This is a genomic window from Acinetobacter sp. GRABPA_MV_2 (assembly GCF_056725885.1).
Window position 1 is genome coordinate 24,380 of the sequence record NZ_JBWZNA010000026.1, and the last position, 10,450, is coordinate 34,829.

At 39.5% G+C, this 10,450-nt stretch carries 8 protein-coding genes; 5 read left to right on the forward strand and 3 right to left on the reverse strand.

Going from position 1 to position 10,450, the window contains the following annotated elements; genetic code table 11:
- Positions 1–9: 9 nt before the first annotated feature.
- The 5 genes from ACXM0J_RS17130 (at position 10) to ACXM0J_RS17150 (ending at position 6,909) form a co-directional block, all read left to right on the forward strand.
- Positions 10–471, forward strand: coding sequence for a hypothetical protein (locus ACXM0J_RS17130; protein ID WP_000771473.1), 462 nt, complete (start codon positions 10–12; stop codon positions 469–471).
- Between the two features lie 77 nt (positions 472–548).
- Positions 549–1,853, forward strand: a complete 1,305-nt coding sequence (locus ACXM0J_RS17135; protein ID WP_005079043.1) for a TolC family protein — start codon at positions 549–551, stop codon at positions 1,851–1,853.
- Positions 1,853–3,352, forward strand: a complete 1,500-nt coding sequence (locus ACXM0J_RS17140) for an efflux RND transporter periplasmic adaptor subunit (RefSeq protein WP_032007074.1) — start codon at positions 1,853–1,855, stop codon at positions 3,350–3,352. The genes ACXM0J_RS17135 and ACXM0J_RS17140 overlap by 1 nt, the downstream gene beginning before the upstream one ends.
- A gap of 14 nt (positions 3,353–3,366) precedes the next feature.
- Positions 3,367–6,513 (forward strand): efflux RND transporter permease subunit, encoded by a 3,147-nt coding sequence (locus ACXM0J_RS17145; RefSeq protein WP_005079039.1) that lies wholly within the window; start codon positions 3,367–3,369, stop codon positions 6,511–6,513.
- 33 nt (positions 6,514–6,546) lie between these two features.
- On the forward strand, positions 6,547–6,909 hold the full coding sequence (locus tag ACXM0J_RS17150) for a copper-binding protein (protein ID WP_004738155.1): 363 nt from the start codon (positions 6,547–6,549) through the stop codon (positions 6,907–6,909).
- A 71-nt stretch (positions 6,910–6,980) separates the two neighbouring features.
- On the opposite strand, the gene feoB is transcribed toward ACXM0J_RS17150, so the two are convergent.
- From feoB to ACXM0J_RS17165, 3 genes are read right to left on the reverse strand one after another with little or no spacing between them, the layout of a single operon-like run.
- Positions 6,981–8,810: a ferrous iron transporter B gene (gene feoB / locus ACXM0J_RS17155; RefSeq protein ID WP_001086233.1), complete on the reverse strand. Its 1,830-nt coding sequence runs from the start codon at positions 8,808–8,810 to the stop codon at positions 6,981–6,983.
- Entirely contained in the window at positions 8,800–9,060 is a 261-nt protein-coding gene (locus ACXM0J_RS17160; protein WP_001048216.1) for a FeoA family protein, read from the reverse strand. The genes feoB and ACXM0J_RS17160 overlap by 11 nt, the downstream gene beginning before the upstream one ends.
- 11 nt (positions 9,061–9,071) lie before the next feature.
- On the reverse strand, positions 9,072–10,379 hold the full coding sequence (locus ACXM0J_RS17165) for a cation efflux transmembrane domain-containing protein (RefSeq protein ID WP_024436903.1): 1,308 nt from the start codon (positions 10,377–10,379) through the stop codon (positions 9,072–9,074).
- Between the last annotated feature and the right edge of the window lie 71 nt (positions 10,380–10,450).

Sequence of the window (10,450 nt, forward strand, 5' to 3'; positions counted from 1 at the left end):
CTACTATTCATGAAATTGTTGCTATTACGATTCAATTCTGTAAAACTAAAAAAGCTTAAAATTTGGTCTATGTCTATGCAGTGGTTAAAAACATGCCTATCGCTGTTTTTATCGTTTGCTATCCTGTTAGTAGGATCGGCTGCTGTTGCCTCGTCTGTACATAAACGATGTTTAATGCCATCTGAACAGATGCAATCCATGCAAATGGAAGAGTCGAAAAATCAGAATATGATGCATACTGATTGTATGAAAGGAGAAGCAAAGTCCAAAAAAACTCTGCATGATCCATCCTGTCTGTCTGAACAAGATTGCATTATGTCTTTTACCAAGCTTGTATATGCTAATGACGTTCAGGGTATTTTGCACTCAATGGTTTCCTTTCCTATAGAGCGCTCAGCTTTTTACTCTTTAGATCAAAATCTTCCTTCTCCATACCCTTCGGGTTTATGGAAGCCTCCACGCTCTAACTAATTTGATAGTCCTCTATCATTCATAGAATTTTCTATGAATGTTCTGCGCGTGCGCGTAAACATTTTAGAGCAAAAAATATGAATATTTATAAAGAAAAGCAATCTCATCGTAAGAGATGGCCAATAGCTACTATCTGTTTCTGTCTGGTCTATGGTCAGGCTTATGCTGAGCCATTAACTTTGAATACAGCTATGAAGCTTGCTGAGCAATATGCACCTACCCTAAGAGCAAATAGTGCTCGAATTGAAGGGGCTGAGAATGTAGTTTCAGCTTCTGGCATTTTACCCAACCCTAAATTATTTTTCGGTTTGGAGAATTATCCTATATCTGGTGATGCGTCATGGTCAGTCACACAAGATGGCATGACCATGCAGAAAATTGGTGTTATGCAAGATTTTCCAAACCGCGCCAAAAGACAAGCCGAGGTCGAGTTAGCAAAAGCTGAATTGGGTTCAGCTACTGCTCAAACTGAGATTCTACGTATTGAGTTACGTCAGAAAGTCGCATCTGCTTGGCTTAAACGCTTTTATCTTGAGCGTAAATTGGCGCTATATGATGAACTGTTTTCAGAAAATCGATTACTTTCTCAAATCACACAGACACAGGTCACATCCGGTCGGACAATTGTTGCTGATGCACTTGATCCAAAACAAGAAGCCACTGTATTACTTGACCGGAAGGATGATTTACTTCGTGATTTAAATAAAGCCAAACTAGAATTACATCGGTTGGTAAGTGTAGAGCAAACTGGAAATCCCTCTCAAATTGAAACCTTACCTGACCAAGCTCCATCCATCCATCTTGATACATCAAAGCTGTATCATCACTTGCATCAGCATCCTGAATTAAAAGCTTTTCAGGCTGAAAAGCTAACTGCTGAAGCAAAACTGAAGCAAGCTCAGGCTTTACAGAAACCAGATTGGGGTATTGAACTTGCTTATCAGCATCGAGCACCCGAATTTGGCGATATGATCGGGGTGCAACTAACAACAGAGCTTCCTGTCTTTTCAAAAAGACGTAGTAGTCCACTCATTCAGGCAGCTTTAGCCGAACAAAACAGGATTACCGCCGATCAAGAAGTCCAATACCGTGACCATCTCACTATGCTAGATGATGGGTTATCCGATCTTGATGCACTTGATCAGCAAATTAGACGTGCGATGCAAACAAGTATTCCACTCGCTAAACAAAAAGTGGGTTTACAGTTAGCAAGTTACCAAGCAGGCAAAAGCAATTTGTCCAATGTCATTACCGCCCGGCAAGCTCTTTTAGAACAACAGCTGCGACTTATTGATCTTCAACAACAACAAGCAATTACAACAGCACAACTTTATTTTGCCTTTGAAGAGCCGACCTTAAACCATGCTGAGGAGCAGCCATAATGTTAAGAAATAAATTGGCAATGACTGTCATGGGAGTTGCCACAATTAGTCTTGTCGTAGGTGGCGGTGCCGGATATTGGTTTGCTCATCAGGAAGAGGGTTCTCAATCGGCATCGGTAAGCCAGAAGCAGGATGCTAAAGTGCTTTATTGGTACGATCCAATGAAACCAGAACAGCATTTTGATAAGCCAGGCAAGTCTCCATTTATGGACATGCAACTGGTACCTAAATATGCAGACGAAAATACTACGATGACGGATGAAAGTCGTCCTACAGTCAAAATAGATCCAACTCTTCAACAAAATTTAGCCATCCGTTACGGCACAGTTGAACAGGCTGTAATTGGAAATGCCATTTTTACTAATGGCATATTACAAGCAAATGAACGGCAAACAGCTATTTTACAAACTAGAGCAAGTGGCTTTGTCCAGCGAGTGTACGGGCATGCTGTTGGAGATATGGTGACGCAAGGAAGCCCTATAGCTGATATTTCAATACCGGAATGGACTGGAGAGCAAACTGAATTTTTAGCTGTGCTCCGTACGGGAGATCGTTCCCTTATTCAAGCAAGCCGTCAACGTTTACAGCTTTTAGGAATACCACAAAATGTGATTCATCAAGTTGAGCGAACTCGTCGAGTGCAATCTAATATAACTTTGCAAGCTCCAACTAGTGGATTTATTGATTCACTAGAAGTCCGCAATGGTATGGCTTTGGCTATGGGGCAAACCTTGGCCACAATTAAAGGTATCAACCCGATTTGGCTAGAGGCAGCCGTTCCTGAAAAACAAATTGCTGGAATCAAACGAGGTATGAGTGTAGAAGCCAATTTTGCTGCTTTTTCTCAAAAAGTAGCTGGCAAAGTTATCGACATTTTGCCTACCTTAGATACAACATCAAGAACTATTAAAGTTCGGATTGAATTACCAAATCCTAGTGGTCAACTTAAGCCAGGGATGTTTGCTTCTGTCAATATAATAAATAATCCCCAAAGCAGTTTGGTTATACCAGAGCAAGCTGTTATACGGACAGGTACTCGGAATGTTGTCATTGTAGGGCATGAGCAAGGACGTTTTGAACCTGTTGTTGTACAGTTAGGTCAAAGTGATGGCAATAAAATTGCAGTCCTGCAAGGGTTGAAAGCTGGTCAGAAAGTAGTGATTTCAGGACAATTTCTGATTGATTCTGAAGCAAATTTGCAAGGCGTATTGGATAAGCTCAACACTGGGCAACCAATTGCATCATCTCAAACGATTAAGAGGTCAACATATCAAGGTCTTGGTAAAGTTGAAAAAGTCACAAATCAAGATATTACCATTTCACACCAAGCTATTCCTGAGTTGGGTTGGGGTGCTATGACTATGAGCTTTAAACAACCAGTTCAACCATTTACCCAAATTCAGCAAGGCGATCAGGTCCGTTTTGGGTTTACACATACTGGAGATGCTTACGTTATTTCTGACATTTCCAAGATGTCCATGACATCTATGAAGAACTAAACGGGAGAACCATTATGATTGCCCGTATTATTCGTTTTTCAATTGCGAATCGTGTATTTGTCCTGTTGGCAGCTTTAGTTTTGGCTGCTTGGGGAACTTGGGCTGTAAAGAATACACCGGTTGATGCTTTGCCAGATTTATCTGACGTACAAGTGATTGTCAGAACTAATTACCCAGGTCAGGCACCACAAATTGTTGAAAATCAGGTGACGTACCCTTTAACAACAACGATGTTATCAGTACCAGGTGTTAAAACTGTTCGAGGTTATTCTTTTTTTGGTGATTCTTATGTCTATGTCATTTTTGATGAGCATACCGATCTTTATTGGGCCCGTTCTCGTGTATTGGAATATCTAAATCAGATCCAGGGAAAAATGCCTGCGAATGCAAAATCGTCGTTAGGACCCGATGCTACTGGAGTTGGCTGGGTTTATGAATATGCATTAGTTGATCCAACAGGACAACATGACCTTGCACAACTGAGAAGCATACAAGACTGGTTTTTAAAGTATGAACTAAAGACATTACCTAATGTGGCTGAAGTTGCCACGATTGGGGGGATGGTTAAGCAATATCAAGTTGTCTTAGACCCAAGCAAAATGGCGGCTTTAGGTGTTACACAAAACAATGTCATTGAGGCGATTCAAAAGGCTAATCAGGAAACTGGTGGTTCAGTCCTTGAAATGGCTGAAACGGAATATATGGTACGAGCTTCTGGTTATTTAAAAACTTTAGATGATTTTCGCCAGATTCCACTACGAACAAATAGTTTGGGTGTTCCTGTTTCTTTAGGTGATGTTGCAACAATTCAACTCGGACCGGAAATGCGTCGTGGTATCACTGAGCTGAATGGACAAGGTGAAACTGTTGGTGGTGTTGTGATTTTACGGGCTGGTAAGAATGCACGTGAAACGATTACTGCTGTGAAAGCGAAACTGGCTGAATTGCAACAAAGTTTACCGAAAGGAGTGCAGGTTGTTCCTGTATATGATCGCAGTAAACTGATTGATCGGGCAGTCGAGAATCTCAGTCATAAATTAATTGAAGAATTTATTGTCGTGGCTTTAGTCTGTGGACTTTTCCTCTGGCATTTACGATCAGCAATGGTAGCTATTGTTTCTTTACCACTTGGGATTTTGTCGGCTTTCTTAGTCATGTACTATCAGGGCCTAAATGCCAATATCATGTCACTGGGGGGGATTGCCATTGCTATTGGCGCTATGGTTGATGCAGCGGTTGTGATGGTTGAAAATGCACATAAGCATATAGAGACTTGGCAGCATGAACATCCCAATCAAGTATTAGAAACTCAAGCACGCTGGAATATTATTGCCCGTTCCGCCAGTGAAGTTGGTCCTGCTTTATTTTTCTGCTTACTTATCATTACCTTATCTTTTATTCCTATTTTTACTTTACAGGCGCAAGAAGGACGTTTGTTCTCGCCTCTGGCGTTTACCAAAACCTATGCCATGGCAGCGGCAGCTGGTTTATCCATTACTCTGATTCCTGTTTTGATGGGTTATTGGATCCGCGGGAAATTACCCTCAGAACAGCGTAATCCATTGAACCGTTTCCTCATCAAAATATACCGACCTATGTTGGATCAGGTTTTAGCTCATCCAAAGACCACTTTATTTGGTGCATTGCTAATTTTCCTTATTAGTCTTTTTCCTTTAACGCGATTAGGTGGAGAATTTCTGCCGAATATGGATGAAGGTGATTTACTGTATATGCCTTCAGCTTTACCAGGATTGTCCGCAGCTAAGGCCTCAGAACTGTTACAGCAAACAGATCGAATGATTAAAACGGTTCCAGAAGTTGCGACAGTATTTGGTAAAGCAGGGAGAGCTGAGTCAGCAACAGATCCTGCGCCTTTAGAAATGTTTGAAACCACGATTCAGTTCAAACCACGGTCTGAATGGCGCTCAGGTATGACACCTGACAAATTAGTAAAAGAACTAGATAAGGCAGTCCAAGTACCGGGTTTAACGAATATATGGGTACCACCTATCCGTAACCGGATTGATATGTTGGCAACTGGGGTGAAAAGTCCAATCGGGATTAAGATTTCAGCAAATGATCTGCAAGATATTGATCGGGTAGCACAGCAAATTGAACAAGTTGCTAAACAGGTACCCGGTGTTAGCTCGGCTTTAGCTGAACGACTCACAGGTGGTCGATATGTTGATGTCGATATTAACCGTATGCAGGCTGCACGATATGGTCTCAATATCAACGATGTGCAGAAAATTGTATCATCCGCGATTGGTGGAGAAAATATTGGTGAAACTGTTGAGGGATTAGCAAGATATCCCATTAATGTACGTTATCCACGAGAGATTCGAGATTCACTGGAAGCTTTGAGAAATTTACCGATTGTAACTGAATCTGGACAACAAATTGTATTAAGTAGTGTTGCCAATATTCAAATTACAGATGGCCCTCCAATGCTAAAAAGTGAGAATGCCCGTCCAAGTGGTTGGGTTTATGTAGACGTACAAGGACGTGACTTAGCTTCAGTTGTGCAAGAGTTGAAGCAGTCTATTGACCAAAAAGTAAAACGCTCCTCTGCCATGAGCATTAGCTATTCAGGACAGTTTGAGTTCATGGAGCGTGCGAATGCTCGCTTAAAAGTCGTCATTCCAATTACATTGATGATTATTTTTCTACTGCTCTATTTGATTTTTAGACAAGTACAAGATGCAGTTCTGATTATGGCAACGCTACCTTTTGCTTTAATTGGTGGTATATGGGCCATGTATTTGAGCGGTTTTCACTTTTCAGTTGCGATTGCAGTTGGTTTTATCGCCCTTGCAGGTGTTGCTGCTGAGTTTGGTGTAGTCATGTTGTTCTACTTGAAGCAAGCAGTTGAACATGCACAGCAAAACCTATCTTCTTCAACGGCATCCTTAACAGAGCAACAACTCAATGATGCAATCCGAACAGGAGCTGTACTACGCGTTCGTCCTAAAGCCATGACGGTTGCCGTCATTTTGGCAGGCTTAATTCCTATACTTTTAGGGACTGGGACAGGTTCTGAATTGATGAGCCGTATTGCTTTACCTATGGTTGGGGGCATGATTTCAGCTCCTCTACTGTCAATGTTTGTTATCCCGGCTGCATATCAGCTTTTAATCAAAAGAAAACTATCAACACATTGATCGTTTTGTTATTTCGTCAAAAGAGGTTTTATTATGTTGAAATTTATGAAAATTGTGGCTCTTGTTGCAACTGTTGCTGCGTTAACTGCATGTAGCAAAAATGAGGCATCAGAGCAAAAGAAAGCGGAAGCACCGATGGAGCAGATGAGTAAAGAGTCATCTACAGTTGCAACAGCTCAAGCTGTTGGTGTGATTACTGCTATTGATACGAAAGAAAATATTCTAACACTCGACCATGAAGCAATTCCTGCAATTAAATGGCCTGCAATGACTATGGGCTTTAAAGTTGCAGATCCAGCATTATTAAATGGTTTAACTGTAGGGGAGAAGGTTGACTTCGAATTAAAAATAGAGGGTGAGAGTCAGATTATTATTGCTGTGAAAAAAAGCTCATAATCAGTTTAATACTTAAAAGAAAAATGGATGCAAAGGCATCCATTTTTCTTTATGAAACATTCTTATTTTGATTAAAGTCTACTAATAAGCTGATATGTAATGAAGGCAAAGAAATACGCAAGCCCAAATAAGTAAGTCGCCATAATAACAGGCTGTTTCCAGCTACCAGTTTCACGACGAATGGTCGCTAATGTTGCAAGACAATGTGGTGCGAAAATGTACCAAACTAATAATGACATCCCTGTAGCTAGCCCCCAGCCATCAGGACCAGAGATTTGACTCAACAATGTTTGAGTTACAGTATCTTCATCTCCAGACATAGCATAAATTACACCTAAAGCAGCAATGACAACTTCCCTTGCAGCCATAGCAGGAATTAATGCAATACAGATTTCCCAAGTAAAGCCGATAGGTGCAAATATAGGCTGAATAATGTGTCCAAGTTGTCCAGCTAAACTATAGTTGATAGCAGGCATTGTGGCATGCTCAGGTGGTTGAGGGAACGTAACCAACACCCAAAGCAATATAGATAATGCTACGATAATGCCACCAACCCTTTTTAAAAAGATCGTAGCTCGATCATAAAGTCCTAATGCAACGTTTCGAATATCTGGTAATCGGTAAGTAGGCAACTCAAAGATAAAAATACTTTCTGTCTTATCTTTTCTAACTAGTTTCAAAAATAAAGAAACACATAATGCTGAAACAATGCCAGCCATATATAGTCCAAAAAGAACTAAACCTTGTAGACTTAACCAACCATAAACTAATTTGTTTGGAATGAATGCCGCAATCAGCAAAGCATAAACAGGTAATCTTGCAGAACAAGTCATTAATGGTGCAATCATAATGGTTGCTAGGCGATCTCTTTCCGAACTAATGCTTCGTGTTGCCATGACACCAGGGATAGCACAGGCAAAACTAGACAATAGTGGAATAAAGGAACGTCCACTTAAACCAGCTTTGGACATTAATTTATCCAAAAGGAATGCTGCTCGTGGCAAATAACCTGATTCTTCTAGAATTAAAATAAAGAAGAATAAGATAAGGATCTGCGGCATATAAGCCAAAACACTACCCGATCCAGCGATTACCCCATCAACAATAAGACTTCTAAGTAATGGATGAGTAATAAGCGGGCCAATTGTATTACCTAACCAAGCAATTGCATTTTCAATTAATGAGATAAAAGGTTGTGCCCAGATAAAAACGGCTTGGAACATGACAAACATGGTAAGCGTTAGGATGACTAAACCAAGTACAGGATGTAAGAAAATTTTATCCAAGAAAGCTGTTCTTGCATCACCATTATCATTTTTTAAAATTACCTGTTTAGTAATATTTTTAATCTGATCAAAATGATTCAGATCAGAATGATAAGGAGTGACAAATAGATTTTTTTGATCTAATTGATTTAGTAGTTCTTGCACGCCTTTAGTTTTAACGGCAACAGCCTCAATAACAGGGATACCCAACAATTCTGATAGCTTATTAATATCTATCGAAATACCACGCTTTTTGACCTCATCCATCATATTTAAAACAAGAAGCATTGGTCGATTCAATGCCCTTATTTCAAGCACAAGACTTAAATGTAAATGTAAATTAGTGGCATCAACCACACATACATATATATCAGGTAGGACCTCACCCTCAAGCTCACCTAAGCATACAGCCCTTGTTACCTCTTCATCTAGACTCGTAGGCTTTAAGCTGTATGTGCCGGGCAAATCTAAAACCCGAACTGATTCACCAGAAGGTAGTTTAAAGAAACCTTCTTTCCGCTCAACAGTAACACCAGCATAATTAGCTACTTTTTGACGAGTACCTGTTAAAGTATTAAAGAGAGATGTTTTCCCACAATTTGGGTTACCAATAAGTGCAATATTTTTACTGTTCATTTGAAACAATCTCTACAAAAATTCGTTCAGCTTCATTCTTTCTTAACGCAAATCGAGAAGTTTCAATTTGAACCAATACTGGATCACCACCGAAAAGTCCCTTAGCTAGAACTTGTAAAGTTTCACCAATTCTGAAACCTAACAATTCAAGTCGTTCGAGAACTGGATCATTTTTATCTAAATATTGGTTACCTTTTTTTAGGTCAACAATTTTGACAAAGTCGTTTGGTTTAACTTGGAATAAATTCATTTTTAATACTCTTATTTCAATGCCAAAATTTTTCGAGCACCGTTAAGTACGAAAAGCGAAACAATTATTCCTATAACAAGATCTGGATATGCGGAACCTGTCAAAGCCACAAGGAAGCCAGCAATAATTACACCTAGATTCACAATCACATCATTAGCTGAGAAAATCCAACTTGCTTTCATATGTGCTCCACCATCTTTATGTCCAGAGATTAGATAAAGACAGGCAACATTCGCAATTAGTGCAAAAAAGCCGATTACAATCATTAATAAAGATTCAGGCTCACTACCTAATACAAAACGTCTAATTACATCGACAATTACAGTTATTGCGAGAAATAATTGAATCCAACCCGCAAAATGCGCGGCTTTAACTTGATACTTTGCAGCTTTACCTACAGCATAAAGTGCAATCCCATAAACAGCAGCATCTGCAAACATATCAAGAGAGTCTGCGATTAACCCTGTAGATGCAGCAATTAGTCCACTAATAAATTCAATAACGAAAAGTGCAGCATTAATAGCTAAAAGAATTTTTAAAACTTTTGCTTGTTCAGACGTATCTGCTTTTTCAGGCATTTCACCCACAGAGGTGGCGGTACTTTCAAGTTTGGCTCCAAAACCAAGTGCTTCAAGTTTGCTAGTAATTTCATTAAGACCATCATTATGAAAAACTTTCAATTTCCGATTAGGTAAATCAAATGTTAGTCCTTTGATCTCATTTACTGGAGACAATGCCATACGAACCATTTGCTCCTCAGCAGAGCAATCCATTTTCGGAATCAGAAACGTACTGATTTCTTTTGCATGCTCTTTATTTACATAGGCTTCAGTTTTATTTAATTTTGCTCCAAACCCAAGAGCTTCAAGTTTTGCAGTGATTTCATTACTTTTACCATTATGCATAACTTTTAGGTTTCGATTCGGCAAATCAAAAACTAGCCTCTTAACATTTACCAAAGAAGATAAAGTCATCCGAACCATTTGTTCCTCTGCGGAACAATCCATTTTAGGGATTTTATAGTCACTGATGAAAGTCGCTACATCCTCATTATCATTAACTGTCTCAGGTGAACTTATCGAATCTGGGGTACAACATGAGTTTGACTGCGTAGAACATGGCTGAGTACTAGCACAAGGATCTTTTTCATCTGGCTTAGATTGTTGTGGTAATTCATTACCACAACAAGAACTTTTACTTTCTTCAGCAGTTAAATCTTTACTGTTACCAGAATTTGTTTCTGATTCATTTTGATTTTGCTTAGTGTCTTCACAAGAATTTTCTTTATTACAACCGCAACCACTCATTGATGTGCCCATAGTCATATCTTTACTTATTGCATATTAAAATCCCTATAGCTACTATAGAGTCAAGTTGGATTTTGAGTATT

Excerpts from the sequence above, each read along its gene's own strand:
- ACXM0J_RS17165 (WP_024436903.1), bottom strand. The coding sequence starts at position 10,379 with ATGGGCACATCAATGAGTGGTTGCGGTTGTAATAAAGAAAATTCTTGT.
- ACXM0J_RS17140 (WP_032007074.1), top strand. The coding sequence starts at position 1,853 with ATGTTAAGAAATAAATTGGCAATGACTGTCATGGGAGTTGCCACAATT.
- ACXM0J_RS17145 (WP_005079039.1), top strand. The coding sequence starts at position 3,367 with ATGATTGCCCGTATTATTCGTTTTTCAATTGCGAATCGTGTATTTGTC.
- ACXM0J_RS17130 (WP_000771473.1), top strand. The coding sequence starts at position 10 with ATGAAATTGTTGCTATTACGATTCAATTCTGTAAAACTAAAAAAGCTT.
- ACXM0J_RS17160 (WP_001048216.1), bottom strand. The coding sequence starts at position 9,060 with ATGAATTTATTCCAAGTTAAACCAAACGACTTTGTCAAAATTGTTGAC.
- feoB (WP_001086233.1), bottom strand. The coding sequence starts at position 8,810 with ATGAACAGTAAAAATATTGCACTTATTGGTAACCCAAATTGTGGGAAA.
- ACXM0J_RS17135 (WP_005079043.1), top strand. The coding sequence starts at position 549 with ATGAATATTTATAAAGAAAAGCAATCTCATCGTAAGAGATGGCCAATA.
- ACXM0J_RS17150 (WP_004738155.1), top strand. The coding sequence starts at position 6,547 with ATGTTGAAATTTATGAAAATTGTGGCTCTTGTTGCAACTGTTGCTGCG.